This window comes from Chryseobacterium sp. SIMBA_028 (assembly GCF_046535285.1).
Classification (GTDB): domain Bacteria; phylum Bacteroidota; class Bacteroidia; order Flavobacteriales; family Weeksellaceae; genus Chryseobacterium.
Genome location: NZ_JAWRWZ010000005.1, coordinates 196848 through 215705 on the forward strand (window position 1 = coordinate 196848; position 18858 = coordinate 215705).

At 36.5% G+C, this 18858-nt stretch carries 19 protein-coding genes; 7 read left to right on the top strand and 12 right to left on the bottom strand.

Translation table 11 applies throughout. The features are described 5' to 3' along the window. Position 1: 1 nt before the first annotated feature. Positions 2–1042: an endonuclease/exonuclease/phosphatase family protein gene (locus SCA31_RS08555; RefSeq protein WP_410696525.1), complete on the bottom strand. Its 1041-nt coding sequence runs from the start codon at positions 1040–1042 to the stop codon at positions 2–4. A gap of 151 nt (positions 1043–1193) precedes the next feature. Between SCA31_RS08555 and SCA31_RS08560 the strand changes: the two genes are divergently transcribed. After that, positions 1194–1634, top strand: a complete 441-nt coding sequence (locus tag SCA31_RS08560; protein ID WP_410696526.1) for a nuclear transport factor 2 family protein — start codon at positions 1194–1196, stop codon at positions 1632–1634. 31 nt (positions 1635–1665) lie between these two features. Then, positions 1666–2043, top strand: coding sequence for a VOC family protein (locus SCA31_RS08565; RefSeq protein WP_410696527.1), 378 nt, complete (start codon positions 1666–1668; stop codon positions 2041–2043). A 1-nt stretch (position 2044) separates the two neighbouring features. On the opposite strand, the gene SCA31_RS08570 is transcribed toward SCA31_RS08565, so the two are convergent. Together SCA31_RS08570 and SCA31_RS08575 are read right to left on the bottom strand one after the other, a co-directional pair. Next, entirely contained in the window at positions 2045–2428 is a 384-nt protein-coding gene (locus SCA31_RS08570) for a DUF1634 domain-containing protein (RefSeq protein ID WP_076352345.1), read from the bottom strand. Then, positions 2428–3258, bottom strand: a complete 831-nt coding sequence (locus tag SCA31_RS08575) for a sulfite exporter TauE/SafE family protein (protein WP_410696528.1) — start codon at positions 3256–3258, stop codon at positions 2428–2430. Before SCA31_RS08575 ends, SCA31_RS08570 begins: the two co-directional genes overlap by 1 nt. A gap of 97 nt (positions 3259–3355) precedes the next feature. On the opposite strand from SCA31_RS08575, the gene SCA31_RS08580 reads away from it, so the two are divergent. Together SCA31_RS08580 and SCA31_RS08585 are read left to right on the top strand one after the other, a co-directional pair. Continuing rightward, positions 3356–3907, top strand: a complete 552-nt coding sequence (locus SCA31_RS08580) for a DUF1543 domain-containing protein (RefSeq protein ID WP_410696529.1) — start codon at positions 3356–3358, stop codon at positions 3905–3907. 25 nt (positions 3908–3932) lie between these two features. Further along, positions 3933–5045 carry a 5-(carboxyamino)imidazole ribonucleotide synthase gene (locus SCA31_RS08585; protein WP_410696530.1) on the top strand — a complete coding sequence of 371 codons (1113 nt, stop codon included), beginning with the start codon at positions 3933–3935 and terminating at the stop codon, positions 5043–5045. Between the two features lie 84 nt (positions 5046–5129). On the opposite strand, the gene SCA31_RS08590 is transcribed toward SCA31_RS08585, so the two are convergent. The 4 genes from SCA31_RS08590 to SCA31_RS08605 form a co-directional block, all read right to left on the bottom strand. Continuing rightward, positions 5130–5831 (bottom strand): hypothetical protein, encoded by a 702-nt coding sequence (locus SCA31_RS08590; RefSeq protein ID WP_410696531.1) that lies wholly within the window; start codon positions 5829–5831, stop codon positions 5130–5132. Between the two features lie 43 nt (positions 5832–5874). Next, entirely contained in the window at positions 5875–7998 is a 2124-nt protein-coding gene (locus SCA31_RS08595) for a cation:proton antiporter (RefSeq protein ID WP_410696532.1), read from the bottom strand. A 6-nt stretch (positions 7999–8004) separates the two neighbouring features. Beyond that, complete coding sequence (locus tag SCA31_RS08600; protein ID WP_410696533.1) at positions 8005–8568, bottom strand: hypothetical protein; 564 nt, start codon at positions 8566–8568, stop codon at positions 8005–8007. An 89-nt stretch (positions 8569–8657) separates the two neighbouring features. Beyond that, positions 8658–9566 (bottom strand): DMT family transporter, encoded by a 909-nt coding sequence (locus SCA31_RS08605; RefSeq protein ID WP_410696534.1) that lies wholly within the window; start codon positions 9564–9566, stop codon positions 8658–8660. Positions 9567–9800: 234 nt separating this feature from the next. On the opposite strand from SCA31_RS08605, the gene purE reads away from it, so the two are divergent. Beyond that, positions 9801–10304 (top strand): 5-(carboxyamino)imidazole ribonucleotide mutase, encoded by a 504-nt coding sequence (gene purE / locus SCA31_RS08610; protein WP_410696535.1) that lies wholly within the window; start codon positions 9801–9803, stop codon positions 10302–10304. A 53-nt stretch (positions 10305–10357) separates the two neighbouring features. Here purE and SCA31_RS08615 read toward each other — a convergent pair whose 3' ends face one another. From SCA31_RS08615 to ahcY, 4 genes are all read right to left on the bottom strand, one after another. Next, positions 10358–11929 (bottom strand): BspA family leucine-rich repeat surface protein, encoded by a 1572-nt coding sequence (locus tag SCA31_RS08615; protein ID WP_410696536.1) that lies wholly within the window; start codon positions 11927–11929, stop codon positions 10358–10360. 153 nt (positions 11930–12082) lie between these two features. Next, positions 12083–12475: an inner membrane protein YiaA gene (yiaA, locus tag SCA31_RS08620; protein ID WP_410696537.1), complete on the bottom strand. Its 393-nt coding sequence runs from the start codon at positions 12473–12475 to the stop codon at positions 12083–12085. Positions 12476–12722: 247 nt separating this feature from the next. Then, positions 12723–13523, bottom strand: coding sequence for a hypothetical protein (locus SCA31_RS08625; RefSeq protein ID WP_410696538.1), 801 nt, complete (start codon positions 13521–13523; stop codon positions 12723–12725). Between the two features lie 98 nt (positions 13524–13621). Next, on the bottom strand, positions 13622–14935 hold the full coding sequence (gene ahcY, locus SCA31_RS08630) for an adenosylhomocysteinase (RefSeq protein ID WP_106915141.1): 1314 nt from the start codon (positions 14933–14935) through the stop codon (positions 13622–13624). A gap of 165 nt (positions 14936–15100) precedes the next feature. Here ahcY and SCA31_RS08635 point away from each other — a divergent pair, with 165 nt between their 5' ends. Then, positions 15101–15619 carry a pyridoxamine 5'-phosphate oxidase family protein gene (locus tag SCA31_RS08635; protein WP_410696539.1) on the top strand — a complete coding sequence of 173 codons (519 nt, stop codon included), beginning with the start codon at positions 15101–15103 and terminating at the stop codon, positions 15617–15619. 179 nt (positions 15620–15798) lie between these two features. Next, a complete protein-coding gene (locus tag SCA31_RS08640; protein ID WP_410696540.1) occupies positions 15799–16413 on the top strand; it encodes a 4'-phosphopantetheinyl transferase superfamily protein in 615 nt (204 codons plus the stop codon). Here SCA31_RS08640 and SCA31_RS08645 read toward each other — a convergent pair. Next, positions 16394–18658, bottom strand: a complete 2265-nt coding sequence (locus SCA31_RS08645; RefSeq protein WP_410696541.1) for an FUSC family membrane protein — start codon at positions 18656–18658, stop codon at positions 16394–16396. The two genes, SCA31_RS08640 and SCA31_RS08645, sit on opposite strands and share 20 nt — an antisense overlap. Positions 18659–18858 lie beyond the last annotated feature (200 nt).

Here is an 18858-nt window from a genome sequence, read left to right on the forward strand (position 1 = left end):
TTTAATCCTCAGTAACAATAGTTTCCCGTTCGCCATCTTCTTTCTTTCCTTCTTCTATCATGATTTCGGCCTCTGCTTTCTCTTCAGAAGTCGCTGTTTCTATAAGCTCTTCCTGTTCATCATTGTGATGATCTATGAAAAACTCACAATATACCGGCAGGTGATCTGAGCCAAAATTCTCCAATGTCTTCAGCTGTTTAATAAAAATATCTTCACTGTGAAACATCAGATCGATAGGAAACCTTAAAAGACGGTATTTCGCATGAAAGGTGGAAACAAAAGAATGCCCGATTCTCGGATCTATCAGATGACTTGTTTTTCTGAAAAGTACAGATGATCTTGACCATGCAACATTATTGAAATCTCCCACTACAATAACAGGTTTTTTGATGTCTTTTACACAGTTGGCTGTGCTTAGAAGGTCGCCATCTCTTTCCTTTGATGTTTCTTCTTCCGTAGGACTTGGTGGTGGTGGGTGAACTCCAAAGAAGACAAAAGAAAAACCATCAGCTGTTTTCATATGTACCTCAATACTTGGAATATCATCAGCTACGAAATAATGAGTCTTCGCTTCTTTGATTTCAATTTTGGAATAGAAATGCATACCGTAGGTGTTTTCAAGGGTTACCTTATGCTGGTAACTATATTCTTTCTCTAAAGGTCTCATTGCTTTTTCCCAGTCACCATTGCTTTCCATAGTCATGAAAAAATCAGGATGATGCTTTTTAACAAGTCCAATGAATTTTTCATACTCTTTATTGAACTGATAGACATTAGCTGAAATAAAGTGTAATTGATCAGAAGATTTGTGACGCTGTCTGTGCTTCTTTACGGGGTAGAAACGGGTGTACTTGATAAGAGTATAGCTATGATGAACAAACAAGACCAGCAGAACACCCTGGTAATACCATAAATATTCTTTAGAATCACTAAAAAAACCTAATAGAAAAGTGAAAAAGATAAGATATGTAACCTGTATTTTAGCAAATTCCGGAACTCTGAATATCCAGTGAGAATGCTGAATTTTTGGCAGTATTGTCATGACCAGAAGGAGTATGGCCAAAGTCAGATAAATAATCCACATATAAAAGCTATGAAATAATTTTGATTACAATTTAAGAAAAATGATTTTTAAAATCTGTTAATCAATTTAAATTTTATTTTATCTATTTTTATTTATCTAAATCTATTCTATGAATAAAATTATAGCACTGTTACTGCTGATCAGTATTTCAGCTTTCGGTCAGCAAAATAAGGATATTGAAAAACCGATCCGTAATTTGTTCCTTGCGATGAAAAATGCAGATCCAGAACTTATGAAAACTGTATTTACAGAAAATGCCATTTTGCAGACCATTACAAAAGATGGTACTGTGAAAAGTGATCGTATACAGGATTTTGTAGCCTCTGTTTCTAAGTTTTCAAAAGATGATCTGGAGGAAAGAATTATCATAGAAGCCATTCATACAGATGGTAATCTGGCAAGTGTTTTTACTCCATATTCTTTTTATCTGAAAGGGAAGTTTTCACATTGTGGGGCCAACAGTTTTCAATTGGTAAAACAGAATGAGGAGTGGAAAATTCAGTACATCATTGATACCAGAAGAAAGGACAACTGCAAAGAGATAAAATAATAAAAATAAGAAGTAGTTTAAAATTAAAGAAATGAAGATCCATCATATTGCAATCATCTGTTCAGATTATGCTGTTTCAAAGAAATTTTATACAGAAATTCTAGACCTGAATATCATTCGTGAAGTATATCGTGAAGAAAGACAATCTTACAAGCTTGATCTTGCTATTGGAGATCATTATGTGATTGAACTTTTTTCTTTTCCAAATCCTCCCAATCGTCCATCCCGGCCGGAAGCATGTGGTTTAAGACATCTTGCTTTTTCAGTGGAAAATGTAAGCGAAAAACGAAATGAACTTGTGGAAAAAGGACTGGTTTGTGAAGAGATCCGAATAGACGAGTTCACCGGAAAAGAATTTTTCTTTACCCAGGATCCCGATCATTTGCCGTTGGAGTTTTATGAAATGTAAATTAGTGTGCGTATCCTGCAAAGAAGCTTACCGCCATAATCGCTAAAACAATTGAGGAAATGACTACATAGACGTAGTCTTTTTCTTTTAGATACCCTATTAAAGCAAAGATAATCCTCATCAAAGGAGTGAAAATCAATAAAAGGATTCCCAGTTGGATAATGCCCATTCCTTCTCCCTTGGATAAAGAGTCCCAAAACTGGCCCCATACTTTTTCAGAAGAATTACCTACAACAAGGTTGGTGTATTTTTTAGGCATTTCAAAGCCTTCAGTAAATAACTTGATAAAGCCAATAAACGAAGTGGCCACAGAAAGAATAACCCCCAATCTCAGAAGATTTCCTACGGAACGGTTCAGATCTACGTCTGTAAAATTCTTTTTCATTACCTGAAGCTTTTGTTGATACCGTTATACATCATGTAAATTGACAAAATGGTAATGACAATAGCGAAAAATACTTTTAGCTTTTTTGTCTTGGAAACCATTAATGTTTTTGAACCTATGAAACTTCCTATTACAACGCCTATTACTACAGGTGCTGCAATTACAGGAATAATTTCACCTCTTTGAAAGTAGATCAATGCACTGGCTACAGCGGTTACCCCAATCATAAAGTTACTGGTCGTCGTAGAAACCTTGAATGGCAGCTTCATCATATTATCCATTGCCAATACTTTCAATGCTCCGGAACCTATTCCTAAAAGTCCGGACATGGCTCCTGCAAACATCATCATCAAGAATCCGGGAACTGTATTTCTCGCAGAATAGCTTTTTAAAACTCCTTTATCAGGAAAAGTTCCGTAAAGCTTCAGCTTTTCTTCCAGACTTCCTTTCATTAAAGGTTCCTGGTGATCAGGCTTTCCTTTAAGGTTTAAAACAACCGTGAGAAGAAGAATACTTGCGAAAATAATTCCGATGGTATTCGGGTTAAGCATTCCTGAAACTAAGGCTCCTACAATAGCTCCGGCCGTAGTGGCTATTTCGAGGAACATCCCGATCCTCATATTGGTGAAACCTTCTTTTACGAAAGCTACAGCAGCTCCCGAAGAGGTTCCGATTACAGAGATAAGGGAAGCGCCGATGGCATAATGCATTGGAACACCAAAACCCAGCGTTAATAAAGGAATGATAATAACTCCACCTCCTAAACCCGTAAGTGACCCTAAAAGACCTGCGGAAATAGCGCCAAGGAAGAGTATGATGATTTCTGACATACTACAATTAATGTTACAAATATAAAATTATTGTAGTAGTCTGCCAAACATTTGAAAAAGATAAATTTAACGTATTTTTGCATGTATGAAAAGTGAAATGAAATTATTTTATATTATTCTTGGAGCAACTCCTAAAGGAAGAAATATAGAGCAACACGATGTATTTTTCGGGATTGCAGAGAACCTTAAGGATTTGGTTCCTGATATGAAAGACTTCTGGAAAGAAGCAGAGGGGAAAATTCACCTTGATTGTTATCAGGAAGTGAAGTTTGCAGATGGGTATGAAGTAAAGATTGTAGAAAAAGATGAAAAATCATCTGAAGAGCAATTGTATTTCCTTAATTTGGGAGGATACAAAAGAGGATTTTTCGAGGAATTCCATGAGCAGCATTTGATGGTGGGACAATCAATGGGAGAAATCGTGAAAAGAGCAAAGGCTACTGAATTTTATCAAACCATGGGATTTGGGGGAGCAGTAAGCCATATTGATGACAAGCATGGAGTGGATATTGATGATATTTTCAATGTGAGTGATATTCTTCCTGAAAAAATGAAAGAAAAGTATTCCATTGTTCTTCAGAAATCTGATGCTGAAAATCAGGAGAACCCAATGGGACTTGGATACTTAAAAATTGATAAAATTCAATAAGAAATAAATCTAATAAAAATAAAAAATGAAAATAGGAATTCTGGGTGGCGGACAGCTGGGAAGAATGTTGATACAGAGTGCATTGAAGTATGATGATGAGTTTTATACACTGGATCCGGCTTCTGATGCGCCATGTCATAATATCTCTTATTTTACGCAGGGAAATTTCAATGATTATGAAACCGTTTTGAACTTTGGAAAAGATAAAGATGTTGTTACCATTGAGATAGAACACGTAAATGCAGATGCATTGGCGGAACTTGAAAAACAGGGAATCCGAGTGGTTCCTAATGCCAATATTATCAAAACCATTCAGCAGAAGATTCTTCAGAAAGAATTTTATAAAACTCATGATATTCCAAGTCCGGAATTTCAGGTGGTATGGAATAGTGATGAAAAGATTATCATGCCATTACCCTTCGTTCAAAAAATGAATACGGGAGGCTATGATGGAAAAGGTGTACAGGTGATCAAAACGGAAGATGACTATCAGAACCTATGGAAAGAGGCTTCTGTAATTGAAAGTCTGGTGGATATTGACAAGGAGCTTTCTGTAATTGTTGCCAGAAATGAAAGAGGAGAAACCAATACTTTTCCGGTAACTGAAATGGTTGCAGATCCAAAACTTAATTTGTTAGATTTCAATGTTTGCCCGGTTCTTCTTACGGAGGATGTTCAACTGCAGATTGACTCTATTACAGAGAAGTTTTTAAGTACTATCAACTCTCCTGGACTTTTTGCCATCGAATTGTTCCTTGATAAAGAAGGAAAAGTCTGGGTAAACGAAACAGCTCCAAGACTTCACAATTCTGGGCACCAGAGCCAGGAAGGAAATACAAACTCACAGTTTGAGCAGATGTACCGTGTGGTGAAGAATCTTCCTTTGGCAGATACAGATGCTATTACCTACAGTGGAATGCTGAATCTGGTAGGTGCAGAGGGATATGAAGGAAAGGTAGTGTATGAAGGAATGGATGAGGTACTTAAATTACCGGAGACTTATATTCATTTATACGGAAAAACAGAAACCAAACCGGGAAGAAAAATGGGGCACATTAATGTGTTGGCAGATTCCAGAGAAGAGCTTATGGAAAAGCTTGTCATGGTGAAAGGAATGGTGAGGGTTATTGCAGAATAATTGAACTCAAAATATAAAGAGCGGCCTATTTCAAACATTGAAATAGGCCGCGTTTATTCTTATACTTTTTAAGTCTGCTACTACTTAAAAAGGCATCTTAACAACTCTTCCCTTATATTCTCCTTTTACAATTTTAAAAAGGGCTACATAGCCACCGGCACCGTCAGAGTTGAGCATGGTGATATACAAGGTATCATTTTTACGGTCAAAATAACAGTTGGTATATTCATTACTGACATTAAAAAGGTTTTCAATTTCTTTGCGGGGAATATTAATCTTTTTATCTCCAATCTGTACTGTAATTGACTGGTAATGGGTTTGAGGAATTGTTCCGTCAGTGCCCCATATCGGTTGACCTTTATATTTGTCTTCAATTTTTTGACCACTATAATCTGAAGTAGAAAAGAATTTTTTATTTTCCTTATAATTGAATTTTTCAGAGAGGATATCTACCTTAATATTTTCGGATTTAAAAACAGCCTTCTTTTCATCACGTATCACTGGAGTTACCTTTTCATAAGATTCTATCAACTTCAGCCTTGAACTATGAATATATCCGCTGGTTTTTTCATTATAATCTATAGAAAGCCAGTCTGTATTGGGTTGTTCAGATTCAAAAGCATAGACAATCTCATCCGAATTGATCTTTCCTGTAATCTTACTTTTTGCATCTCCGTTTTCCCTTACATTCACATAGCCGTCTTTGTCCACAATCTTTGCAAATTGGGCAAAGGATAATGGTGCGCTCAGAGTAGCTGTGAGAAGAAATATCTTTATTGTTTTCAATGTTGTTTGATATGAATTTTAATTGGAATAAAAATACCGGTTATTATTTGAAAATTTTCTGAATCACGTTTCCAATTTCCACAAAATCTCCGTGGTTTCCTACAGATCGTATTTCGGGACTATTTTTGTCATATTCCGAGAATGGGAAAATCAGAAGATAATTATTATCGTTCAGGTTTCTGTTCAATAATTCAGGAATAAGTCTCATTCGTGGAATATAGGACTGCATCCCTCGTTTTGCCATGAAAATAATCAGAGCTTCATCATCTTTCAGCTGGGCTGCAGTTCTTTCACCATCCTGCCAGGTAGTCATAATGATAAATTCAGCTTCTATATTGGCTTTTTTAATGATTTTCTGAAGGATGTCCACGATGTTTTCAGGAGCGTAAAAAACTACGGTAGCCCCAGAATTTCGGGCAATGTTCCAAACCCTTAAAAGCGCATGGAAGAATCCTGCTTCCTTATGAGCATTCTCAGGAATCATTACAGCGTATCTTTTGATGGTAGAAAGAGGCTGGGCGGCATGGTATACCAAGACATTTACATCGTCATTCTGAAGATAGCCGTTGTACAGATTATAAATGAAAGATGGGGAAAACCCTTTTTCATCTTCCAGACCAATAATAAGATCTGTGATATTCTGTTCCTTAATGACATTATTTACCCCGTTGATGACGTCATTATCATATCTTTTAAGAGCCTGTAGCTTTACATCAGCTGCAGCTGCGGCATCCGTTGCCTGATGAAGAAGTTTCTCCGCATTTTTAACGGATGACTCATTTTTATCTTCATTGATGACATTTAAGGCAAATAAATCCTCTGTATTGGAATGTGCTTTTATCAGAATTCCTAAATTAACCATTCTCTCAATTGTCTCTTCATGATTGATGGCCAACAGAATGTTTTCTTCCTCGTGGCTGTTTCCGGAAACAGTATCTTCATTATCGGCTTCTGCAATTTTTTGAGCGCTGGCCATTGAAATAAAGGAGGAGATGGTACATGAAATAAGGATCAGTAAAATACTTCCGTTCAGAACGTGTTCATTCAATAATCTTACAGGTTCTCCTGTTTCAGTTTCAGAAAGAATAATATTATACCCTACCATTACAGAAGCCAGCGTCGCAGCAGCGGAAGCAGAACTTAATCCGAAGATTAATTTCCCCTCTTCCTTGGTTAGTCTGAAGGTCTTTTGGGTAGCCACTGCAGAAATATATTTCCCTCCAATGGAAGCTACAAGCATAATTCCGGCTACCTCAAGAGTTTCCCAGCTTTTAAAGAATACCTTAAAATCAATCAGCATTCCAACGCTGATCAGAAAGAATGGAATAAAGATGGCATTTCCTACAAATTCTACCCTGTTCATTAGAGAAGAAGTATGAGGAATAAGCCTGTTTAAAGCCAATCCTGCAAAGAACGCTCCGATAATGGCTTCTACACCTGCCAATTCGGCAAGCATTGCTGCAAGATAAATCATCACCAGTACAAAAATATATTGTGAAATCTTGTCATCTACCCTTTTGAAAAACCAACGTCCTATAATAGGGAAAACAATCAAGACAATCAGTGCAAAGACAATAAAGGAAACAGATAGTTTAACCCAAAATTCTGTTCCTACATCTCCCTGAGACATCCCTACAATGATGGCAAGCACCAATAAAGCAAGAATATCTGTAATCATGGTTCCTCCAACCGTAATATTGACTGCTTTGTTCTTTGCGATTCCCAATTTACTCACCAATGGATAGGCAATAAGCGTGTGGGATGAAAAAAGGCTGGCAAATAATATAGAGGTAAGCATGGAGAAGTGAAGAAGATAATATCCACCCAGATATCCCAATACAAAAGGTACTATAAAGGTATAAATACCGAAGGTGAGGCTTTTCCATTTATTCTTTTTAAAATCACCCATGTCAATTTCCAGTCCGGCCAGAAACATGATATAGAGAAGTCCGGTGGTTCCGGTAACTACAATACTGCTGTCTCTTGATAATACGTTAAAACCATTGGGACCAATGATAGCTCCGGCAATGATAAGCCCCAACAGGTGTGGAACTTTAATTTTATTTAGCAATAGAGGAGCAGCAAGGATGATAATTAGTACCAATAGGAATTTCAGTACCGGATCTTCAATAGGAAGACTCAGATTATGTATACTCAGTAAAATCATAAGTGCTTATTTTGTAGAACGTACTAATTCAACAGAGAACTTGGCTGTACAGCCGTCAGAGATAACCGTTCTGGTTCCCTTGATCTTGTTGTCGGAAATGTCATTAAGAAGAACACTCATTTCTACATTTTTTTTGGCTGTAGAATCGGTCTTGAAAGAAAGTTTGATCTCATTATTTTCAAACTTTCCGGAATATAATCTTACCAGATTGTTATTGTTGATGATTTTGGTGATGGGCCGGGTAGAGTCATTATCGAATTCCCAAAGGTCTGTACGTTGATCACCTATTGCATAGTCACTGCAATTAGATTCTGTACAGATCACCTTTCCATTCCAGGCTCCGGAAATTTCTGTTGGCCAAATTGCAATTTTCACCGAATCCTTTTTTGTGAAGATACTGTCTCTCATTTTTAAGAGTGACTGGTACTCAGATTCTTTTTTTGCAAATATCTTTTCTTTCTCCAATAATTGTTTCTCTCTGTCTGTCAGATTCTTCTCCTTTTCCTTGTAATCACAGCTTACCAAAAGAAAGGAACTTGTAAGAAAGATGAAAAATGTGTTTTTTAGCATATCGTGTAGGTTGAGTATACAATATAGGAAAAAAATGATGGTGAGACAAATTACACATCGGTAAACTACCTGTCAAATTCACCATATTTTTATTGTACTGCTTTCTGCTTTTTAGACATTTCCGGTTTGTAATTGATGATAAACACCCCACAGATAATCAAGGCTGCAGCTAAAATAAACTTGAAAGAGATAGGTTCATCCATAATCAGCCAACCCAAAAATATGGCAATAATGGTATTGATATAGGCTAAAATAGAAACCTGTACCGGAGAGATCTTCGTTAAAGCATAGTGGAATGCGAAAAAGGCTGCAACGGATCCGAAAATAGAAAGATACAGCATAGCGGAGATGCTTTTCAATGTCCAGTTTCCGAAATTATAATTTTCTGAAAACAGAAATGCGAAAATAACCTGAACAACTCCCGCAAACAAAAACTGATAAAATAGATTAAGAGTAATATTACCGCTTTGAATATTTAATTTTTTGGTAAAAATTGTTCCGGAGGCCCAACCTGAAATAGCACAAAAAAGAAAAAGCATTCCTGTTCTGTAATCAGGGTTAGCCAGATCTTTCAGTCCGTCCCAGAAGACAAAAAGCACACCACTAAAGCATATCAGGACTCCAGCCAGGGCACGGAGACTAAATTTTTGTAAACCAATGGCAAGACTCCCCAGGAAAACTAAAATTGGGGCACAGGCACTGATAAGCGAAGCCAGGCTGCTGGTTACGCTTTCTTCTGCTACCGTAACCATTCCGTTGGCTATAATAAGCATAAGGGAAGAAAAAATGATCTGATATTTTAGATTTTTCCAGCCAATCCATTTAAATTCTTTTCTTGAAAGAAGAACGAAAAGCATGATGATGGAAGCAAAAAGTTGACGGATTCCAGCAACAAACCATGCAGGGATGGTTTCTACGGCAATACGGATGGCCAAAAATGTAGTTCCCCAGACAATAGCAACAGTAAGAACGGCAAAAATAAGTTTATAATCTTTCAAGGAAATTGTGGTGTAATGGGCAAATTTACCTGTTTTAAAATAAACATTATGGATGCAGTTGCATTAATTTTTACAGGTACAGATTTAAATAATGAATTTATATATGGTTACTAAATGTGTGAATTGATTATTTAAACCTATTGCTTTCTTTTTGATTTATATTTTAAACTTTTAGACTAAATTTTAGTGACAGGTTTAAATTTTTTATCTTTGAACATCTAATAAAAATTGAAGATGGTAGGAATTATTATGGGCAGTCAGAGTGATCTGCCAATCATGGAACAGGCTGCAAACTTCCTGAAAAGTCTGGATATTCCATATGAATTGACGGTAGTTTCAGCACACAGAACACCGGAAAGAATGTTCGATTATGCGAAGACAGCCCATGAAAGAGGTTTAAAGGTAATTGTTGCTGGGGCCGGTGGTGCTGCCCATCTTCCGGGAATGGTGGCAAGCTGTACAACGCTTCCAGTAATCGGAGTTCCGATTTTGTCTAGCAATTCTATTGACGGATGGGATTCTGTGTTATCAATTCTTCAGATGCCGGGAGGAATTCCTGTGGCAACAGTAGCTTTGAACGGAGCATTGAATGCAGGAATTTTAGCCGCTAAGATTATAGGAAGCGGTAATGAAGAAGTGGCCGAAAAACTTCAAAAGTATCAGGATTCTTTGAAAGATAAAGTGCTGGGAACGGTAGATGATATTAAAAATCAGCATCCTAATTATTTCGACAAATAGTTGTAAAGCTTAAAAATAAAAGCCTCACTGGTTACGGTGAGGCTTTCTTGTTTTTATTTTTTGATGAATTTAAAAGTGTAGTTTTTATCTTTTGTACTTATCTGAATAATATAATTACCTTTTGTTAAAGACTGCACATTGATAAAGTCTTGAGATATATCTTCTCTAAGAACCATTCTGCCACCTGCATCAAGAATGCTATAACTTTTAATATCAGGTAAATTCCTGAATTGAATGACATCATCTACCGGATTAGGGAAAATAGAGGGCTGATGATGATTCAATGAGCTTTCATGGGTACCCAAACGATCACATTCAACAATGGTATCACCGCTAAATAACCAATTTTTAGTATTGAGGAGAGTATTTCTGGCATTTACGGTATAGGTATCTCCGGAGTAGGGAGCTGGGGCTACACTATAAAGGGTAATATTATTGGGAGTATTGGGATTATAAGCCCATCCATATAGGGTGGTGCTGTAGTTGAAGCAGTCTATTCCCGTACTTGCTATCATTGCGTTTGCTGATACTAATGAATTCAGGTTCCAATTTTTTAACGTCTGATTGAACTGTAAGGCTTGATTAAACATTGTATTCATATCTGTCACTTTACTTACATTCCAGGTATCTAATGGCTGGTTGAACGCTTTTGCAGAATGAAACATATGGCTCATATCTGTTACATTAGAAGTGTCCCAGGACTTTAATGGCTGATTGAAATTAGGAATTAAATGAAACATAAAAGCCATATTCTTTACTTGGGAAGTGTTCCATTGGTCAAGAGGCTTGTTGAAAAGATAACATTCTGCAAAGGTATAGGCCATTGTAGTAACATTGGATGTATTCCAGCTGTTCAGATCTTGATTAAATACCTTTCTTTTTATAAACATATAACTGATGTCTTCTGCTGCTGACATATCCCAGGAACCAATATTAGGATTGAAATTGTCTGTAAATAGAAAATTATTGTTTGTATATCCAAACATATATTTAAAAATCTTAATGTGAGAGGTATCCCAGTTTTCCATTGAATTATTTGCCAATAAAGAAAACGCATTGTAAAACATTAAGGTGGCATCAATAACGTTGGATAGATCAGGGGAATCAGTTGCTGTTATATCCAGAAGTCCGCATTGTGAAAATGCACTTTTCATGGAAGTCCATTGAATGTTTCCCCATTGCTCGATTTCAATAATTTTATCAGCGCTTCCTATTGCTTTAAGATTAGGCATTTCAAAAATTGGATTAGGGAGAAAAATATCTTCTGAAAATTTTATTTGCTTAAAAACTCCATTGCCATTGGTGACTTTTACTCTGTAAGTTGCTTCAGTATGGTTGGGATTCAGGGAGGTTCCAAAATCTATTAATACAGATGCAGTAGAAGTCACATTAGTCATTATCCCTGTGTGTTGAGGGTAGCCAATCTCTTCCCAGCTTATCAAATAATTATCTCCAATCCCCGGAAACCATATCTGATTTTCACCAAGTGGAGATGGAAATTGAGGATTGCTCAATGGTAATTGTGAGGTATTATTGGGTTTCCAGATGGTAATGAATTCGTTCTGGGCCTTGGTTATCTGGAATGTGATGAAGAAAATAATAAATGGTAAAAGTTTTTTATACATATCTATATTTTGTGAAATAAATATATAAATAATTGAAAAATACAGCAAATTATTAATTAAAATATGATGATATTGGGTTTTTGTACCTATTGTTGGTGTAATCGTAGGATGTTCCATAAAATAAAAACTCTCCGAATCTGGAGAGTTTTTGTATTATTCTTGAAGCATATTATCCCTTGTATTTTTCTGGACGGCGATAGCCCCAAAAAGGGCGAGGAGAAATGCAAAAGCATAGAACCCTTTTTCACTTGGAAGTATGGTCGCATTCCAAAGTCCGATGGCCAGTAGTATAATAGAAGATAATGTTGCAAACCAGCAGATCCCATAGTAAATATCGGTTACCTGAATATTTTCTAATTTATCACGCACCGCTTTTTGTAAGGATACAACTGCAAATAAGCCGTATAATAGAATGGTAAAATAGTAGCCCTTCTCATTCAGCAGCATTTCAGCTCTTACAAGACCTACAATATAACCAATCATTCCTGCTCCTAATGCTATCCAGGATGCTGCGACAAACGCATTCGATACTCTTTGTTTTTTCATGAATTAATGTTTTGTTTAAGGAGCTAAATATATTCATTTTTTGCAAACATCGGTATGGCTATGAGAAAATATGGGAAAAATACGGGACATAGACAAAAATTTTAGCCCCGATAGAAGTGGGTACTCCACAGCAAAAGCAAGGAATTTGATGGATTAGGATAGGGAAAGCAAGGTGTGAGGAGTATGAATGGATAGCAGGATTAGCTTATATAAAATAAAAACTCCCCAAGAATGGAGAGCTTGTTTATTATTGGATAATATATTCGTAATTATATTGAGCGGAAAGGCTTCCGTTGGCTTCTTTTGAGATTACCTGTACGGGGAAACCTGCGCTGTTGTATTGTATGGTAGATGTTCTGTTTTGACCTTCTATCCAGTTACCAGTAGTTTTGCGGCTTATCTTTTCATTCAGATAATTGTTTTTGCTTATAACAAGAGCTCCTGCCATTGTAGTTTTTAGATATTTGTTTAGATTGGTATAGGGGTTCTGTTTATCATCATAAGAGTAAACAATTTTAGTGCTAGAATCAGATCCTCCACCCGTTGAAATTTCTGATAAAATATTGTTTCCATTATATACATAAGTATCAACAATCGGATCGGAGCAGGTCGGTGATTGGCAAAGAGAGGTAGAGGTCACCTGCCCGTTGGTATTATAAGTATAGGTTATCGTTCTGTTGTTATAAGGGGTAGCGTAGATTGCTTTAACCGTAGTCAGCTGATCTCCATTATAAATATAATCTGAATAATAATCTAAAGTACCATCTTCTCTAAAATAAGTGGTTTTTGAAGGTTTTCCGGCACTGTCATATTCAAAAATAGAAGCTCTGTCTTTTGATATAGTTTTGATTAACTGCCCCTGACTGTTATAACTCAATGTTGCTACGGAAGTTTCAGGTTTGGATGGATTGTCATAATAAACTGTGGTCACCTTACTTAATAATAATTTTTCTGTAGGTCCACCTGCATCATTATCATCATTACTGTCACTACAGCTGTTAAAAAATAGAGTAGCACCGGCCAACCCCAGAAATAAGTAATTCTTCATGTTATTTTTGTTTCAAAAATAAGGAATACCAGTAGGTTTGAACAAAAAAAATCCCACTATTTCAAGGTAGTGGGATAATATCATATTTTAAGTAAATCTTAGTATCTGTAGTACTCAGGCTTGAATGGCCCTTTTACATCTACTCCGATATATTCAGCTTGTTCAGTAGAAAGAGTTTCTAACTCTACGCTTAATTTCTTAAGGTGTAAAGCAGCTACTTTTTCATCTAAATGCTTAGGCAGCATATATACTTCGTTTCCGTACGCTGCAGAGTTGTTCCAAAGCTCGATCTGTGCCAAAGTCTGGTTAGAGAAAGAGTTAGACATTACAAAACTTGGGTGTCCTGTAGCACATCCCAGGTTTACTAGTCTTCCTTCAGCAAGGATGATTACTTCTTTTCCTTCGATTGTATAGATGTCCACCTGAGGCTTCACTTCAGATTTAGTCTGACCGTAGTTTTGGTTTAACCAAGCCATATCGATTTCATTATCGAAGTGACCAATGTTACAAACGATAGCCTTATCTTTCATTTTAAGGAAGTGTTCTCCTCTTACGATGTTGAAGTTACCCGTTGTAGTAATGATGATATCAGCATTGTCTACCACAGTATCTAATCTTTTTACTTCATATCCGTCCATTGCAGCCTGAAGCGCACAGATTGGGTCAATTTCAGTAACCGTAACAATAGAACCAGCACCTCTGAAAGAAGCAGCAGTACCTTTACCTACGTCTCCGTATCCACAAACTACCACTCTTTTTCCTGCCAACATTACGTCAGTAGCTCTTCTTACAGCATCCACTGCAGATTCCTTACATCCGTATTTGTTGTCGAATTTAGATTTAGTTACAGAATCATTTACGTTGATAGCAGGCATTACTAAAGTTCCGTTCTTCATTCTTTCGTAAAGTCTGTGAACTCCAGTAGTAGTTTCTTCAGAAAGACCTTTGATATCTTTTGTAAATTCAGGGTATTTATCAAAAACCATGTTTGTTAAATCTCCACCATCATCCAAGATCATGTTTAATGGCTTTCTGTCTTCACCAAAGAATAAAGTCTGCTCAATACACCAGTCAAATTCCTCTTCATTTAATCCTTTCCAAGCATAAACCGGAATTCCTGCAGCAGCAATAGCAGCAGCAGCATGATCCTGTGTAGAGAAAATATTACAAGATGACCAAGTAACTTCAGCTCCTAAAGCTACCAATGTCTCGATAAGCACAGCCGTTTGGATCGTCATGTGAAGACATCCGGCAATTCTTGCTCCTTTAAGCGGTTGAGATGGTCCGTATTCTTCACGGATAGACATCAAACCTGGCATTTCTGCTTCTGCAAGGGTAATTTCTTTTCTTCCCCATTCTGCAAGGGAAATATCCTTAACTTTATAAGGAACGTATTGTGTTGTAGTACTCATATGTAATGAATAGATTTAAATTCAGTTGATAACGAAAGGCAAAATTACAATTTATAATTAAGATAAAAAAACGACAGATCAATTTCAGTTTTATGAGATTAAGCATGACTTAAAATTATTTAGTCTTAATCTAAATAACTACTTTTATCTGATAAATAATATCTTATGAATCATACCAATACAGAGAAAAAAACAAAACCTGTTGCTCCCAAAGTAAAAGAACTGATCGCTAATACAAAAAGTGTAATTTTGGCTACTGTAGATGCAGAGGGAAATCCCAATTCCAGCTATGCACCATTTGTACAGATAGAACAGACATTTTATATATTGGTTTCTTTTATGGCAAGACATACGAAAAACCTTTCAGAAGGAAGAAAGACTTCTGTAATGTTTATTGAAGATGAATCTGCTACAAAACAGATCTATGCCCGTGAACGTCTGACGCTTGAAGCAACAACTTCTCAGGTAGAAAGAGATTCAGAGATGTGGAATAATGTTATTGCAAAGCTTAAAGAAACCCATGGTAAAGTAGTAGATGTTATTTCTGAAATGGGAGATTTTATCCTGATTGCTTTACAGCCGGTAAAAGGTTCCTACGTAAACGGATTTGGAAGTGCTTATTTTGTAGATTCAAATCTTGAAATTGTTGAACATAGAAATGATGTGAACCATCAGTCCAAATAATAAGATAGGAGCAGGAAGTTAGAAGTTATACTAATGGATTATTTCTTTCCGATCCAAACAAGCTGTACCGTTTCTTCTGCCGGCGAATTATAGCTTTCGTTTTCCTGCTCTTAATTTTCTATTTTTCATCCATTTTCTCTTTCCACATCTTTTCACTATTTTTATCGAATAAAAAAACGATGCCCCTTTACCGAGATTTTTCAGATGATAATGCCACAATCCTTGTTTGGAAGTATGATGAAAGCGAAGAACTTGATATCAATGAACTTCTGGAAACGGAGAATGCCGAAAAAGTAAAAGATTATCATCCTAAAAAATTACTGGAGGTATTGATGGTGCGTAAGCTTTTAAAAGGTTTAAAACCCCACTCCAAGATTTTGTATAAAGAAAGAGAACCTTTTCTTTCTCCCAATGATGCGGAAATTTCCATTACCCATTCCTTTCCTTTTGCTGCCATTGCTATTTCTAAGAATAAGATAGGAATAGATGTAGAGAAATTTAATCCTAAGATTTTAAGAGTGATAGATAAATTCACGTATGAAAATGAACGGGGTTTTATTCCGGCGGATAAGGCGGATACTTTTTACACCATTATCTGGAGCGTAAAGGAAAGTATGTACAAGATCCATCATTCCAAGTATTGGTCCTTAAAGAAAAATTATGAAGTGAAGTCATTTGAACTGAAGCATCTTCATAAAATAAGCTGTAGGGTATACGACGAACAGTTTTCAGATGAATTTAAGGCCAGAGTGGAATTTTTTGATGACTACTGCTTCACGATTGTGGAGGAGTAGCATGCTTCTCACTTCTGTATTTTTCAATGACCTTTCTCTGTTCTTTGGCCACATCATAGATTAGTTCCAGAATATCATGAATATTTATAAGCTCCGTTAGATGAGAAATCTTGTCGGGATCTCTTCTGTCCACAATTTCGTTTTCCTCAATCTCGGTTTTTCTTTTCATAAGCATATCTTCAATGGAAGAGTCTTCTGGCTCCAGACGGCTTTCCATCTTAAGGGCTTCATTCACATCTTCCCCGTTTAAAAGGGCTGAGGTCTGTTGCATTTCTGCTTCTATTTTTCTACTCCAGCTCTCAGCATCTATCTCTGGATATTGTTCATTGTTTTTGGAGTATTGAGACAAAGATGCGGTGTACGCTGTGACAAGATGTGATGTTGCCACAAACTGATGAACGACTTCCAGTTTTTTCTGCTGATTTTTAGGATCAGAAATCATTCTCTGAAAATTATCGGAAAGGTTTGCCAGTGAAATGATTGCATTTTTTCGTTTCATCTTATAATCTTCGATATCAAAATCTCCCTGCAGAAACTTTGAGATCACACTCTGAAAATAGATGAGGTTATCTGCAGCAGATTTTTTCATCAGATCAAGGTTTTGTGTATGCTCCCAAACAGGCAATACAATATAAGAAACTGCAAAGGCGATAATTCCGGCAATGGCAGTATCCAGAACCCTATCCTTGAAGATAATGTTTACTTTTCCAGGATTTAAGAAATTAAAACTTAGGAAAACATAGATTGTCATGAATAATACGGCCCAGAAATAGCGTCCTTTCAAGAAACTGAAGCACATAATCATACTGATAAGCAGAATGGCAAACAACACTCCATTGATATGTATAAAATGCAGAATGATATAGGCAATTGTAGCTCCGGTAACGGTTCCGTAGAGACGAAGCAAGTTTCGTTGCTTGGTAATGGAGTACGCTGGTTTCAGGATAGCTGTAATGGTAATTAATATCCAATAGGTGTGTCCAAGTCCCAGTAAATCAAACATCGAGAAAATATAGCCAAGTAACAGAGCTGTTGTAATTCTTATGGCGTGGCGGAACTGGGAAGAAGATAATGAAATATTATTCCTTAGAACCTTAGAGTTAAGCTTCGGCTCATTAGACATAAACTTTTTAAGGTCTAATCCGGTAGATAAACTTTTTGCCAGCTTTACGTTTTGGGAGAATACTTTATAAATCTCGTTGATCTCTTTTGTAATTTCATTGATGCGCATCAGGATCTGACGCAGAACCATGAAGTTTTCCAGACTGTCTGAGGACAGCTGCTTATTTCGTAGTTCAAAGTAATTATAATTAAGATTTTTTAATTCAAGTTCAAGATTAAACATCGGTTTTGCTCTTGTTCCGCTTTGGAGGGCAATGCCAATATTGGTTATTTCTTCAGCAAGAAGATTCAGATAATCATGAATGTTAACAAGGATCATACTGTCCTCAAAGCTTTGCTGTAACTTTTGGTAGTCACTTTCAGAGGTCATCAGCTTCTCATGAAGGTCCATGGAATTCAGAAACATCAGCATCAACAAACGGCTGGTTGTTGTAGATTCATTAACGATGGTTCTGGTTTTGAAAACAGTTTCTCTGGTTTCCTCCTGGAGGTTTTTTATTTCAATCTGCTTTGCAATAACCTGAGTTGTAAGCTTGTTGAAGTCCGGATTTTTTTGATAGTAGTTGGCCTTGATTTTTAAAAATTCTGCCAGCTGAAGATAGTTTTCACCAATCATCTGACCTGCCAGTTTATAGGGACGGATGGTGGTTACCACAAGGAATATCAATAAAAACCAGATGCATCCGCAGGCAAAGATCAGCAAACTTTTAAAAATGTCACTTCCTGTAAGATGTCCATCAATAAAGATCGCCAGTACAACAAGTGATAAAGAACCTACAGCAGCCAATCGCTGGCCATATACCCCAATCAGGGAGAAAAACATACCGAATATAATGATCTCAAGGAGTACAAGCACTCTAAAATTCATCACCAGACTTGCAATCAGGGCAACAAAGACAAAACAGCAGATTGCAAAGGCAAGTGCATTTCTTCTTCGGATGAAAGGCCCGGGTTGGTCGGTAAGTGCTACAAAGCTGGTTCCAAGAGGGAAGAGGAAGTATTCTTTTAAAATTCCAAAGTGGGCGAGAACCAGACAAGGCAGAACAGTGGCTAATGTAATTCTGATGGCAGAATACAAATACTGACTGGTTACAAATTTCTTTAGCTCTGCCGAATAATTCATACTACAAAAATAGCTATTGAATTTAACAAAATAGCCATAAAGAAGAGACTTTTATAAACTTAAATATTATATTTTTTTAATAATGGTGGTCTTTCAGAAATTAACGGGCGAAATGGATTAAGCATTCAGGATTGATAGAAGTAAGGGCCAATAGTCACAAAAAAAGCCTCATACATATTGATGAGGCTTTTATATATAGT

What these genes read in the sequence shown, in the direction of transcription:
- yiaA (WP_410696537.1), bottom strand. Translation starts at nt 12,475, where the DNA reads ATGAAAAAACAAAGAGTATCGAATGCGTTTGTCGCAGCATCCTGGATA.
- SCA31_RS08585 (WP_410696530.1), top strand. Translation starts at nt 3,933, where the DNA reads ATGAAAATAGGAATTCTGGGTGGCGGACAGCTGGGAAGAATGTTGATA.
- ahcY (WP_106915141.1), bottom strand. Translation starts at nt 14,935, where the DNA reads ATGAGTACTACAACACAATACGTTCCTTATAAAGTTAAGGATATTTCC.
- SCA31_RS08560 (WP_410696526.1), top strand. Translation starts at nt 1,194, where the DNA reads ATGAATAAAATTATAGCACTGTTACTGCTGATCAGTATTTCAGCTTTC.
- SCA31_RS08615 (WP_410696536.1), bottom strand. Translation starts at nt 11,929, where the DNA reads ATGTATAAAAAACTTTTACCATTTATTATTTTCTTCATCACATTCCAG.
- SCA31_RS08570 (WP_076352345.1), bottom strand. Translation starts at nt 2,428, where the DNA reads ATGAAAAAGAATTTTACAGACGTAGATCTGAACCGTTCCGTAGGAAAT.
- SCA31_RS08580 (WP_410696529.1), top strand. Translation starts at nt 3,356, where the DNA reads ATGAAATTATTTTATATTATTCTTGGAGCAACTCCTAAAGGAAGAAAT.
- SCA31_RS08600 (WP_410696533.1), bottom strand. Translation starts at nt 8,568, where the DNA reads ATGCTAAAAAACACATTTTTCATCTTTCTTACAAGTTCCTTTCTTTTG.
- SCA31_RS08640 (WP_410696540.1), top strand. Translation starts at nt 15,799, where the DNA reads ATGCCCCTTTACCGAGATTTTTCAGATGATAATGCCACAATCCTTGTT.
- SCA31_RS08645 (WP_410696541.1), bottom strand. Translation starts at nt 18,658, where the DNA reads ATGAATTATTCGGCAGAGCTAAAGAAATTTGTAACCAGTCAGTATTTG.
- SCA31_RS08565 (WP_410696527.1), top strand. Translation starts at nt 1,666, where the DNA reads ATGAAGATCCATCATATTGCAATCATCTGTTCAGATTATGCTGTTTCA.
- SCA31_RS08575 (WP_410696528.1), bottom strand. Translation starts at nt 3,258, where the DNA reads ATGTCAGAAATCATCATACTCTTCCTTGGCGCTATTTCCGCAGGTCTT.
- SCA31_RS08625 (WP_410696538.1), bottom strand. Translation starts at nt 13,523, where the DNA reads ATGAAGAATTACTTATTTCTGGGGTTGGCCGGTGCTACTCTATTTTTT.
- purE (WP_410696535.1), top strand. Translation starts at nt 9,801, where the DNA reads ATGGTAGGAATTATTATGGGCAGTCAGAGTGATCTGCCAATCATGGAA.
- SCA31_RS08635 (WP_410696539.1), top strand. Translation starts at nt 15,101, where the DNA reads ATGAATCATACCAATACAGAGAAAAAAACAAAACCTGTTGCTCCCAAA.
- SCA31_RS08595 (WP_410696532.1), bottom strand. Translation starts at nt 7,998, where the DNA reads ATGATTTTACTGAGTATACATAATCTGAGTCTTCCTATTGAAGATCCG.
- SCA31_RS08555 (WP_410696525.1), bottom strand. Translation starts at nt 1,042, where the DNA reads ATGACAATACTGCCAAAAATTCAGCATTCTCACTGGATATTCAGAGTT.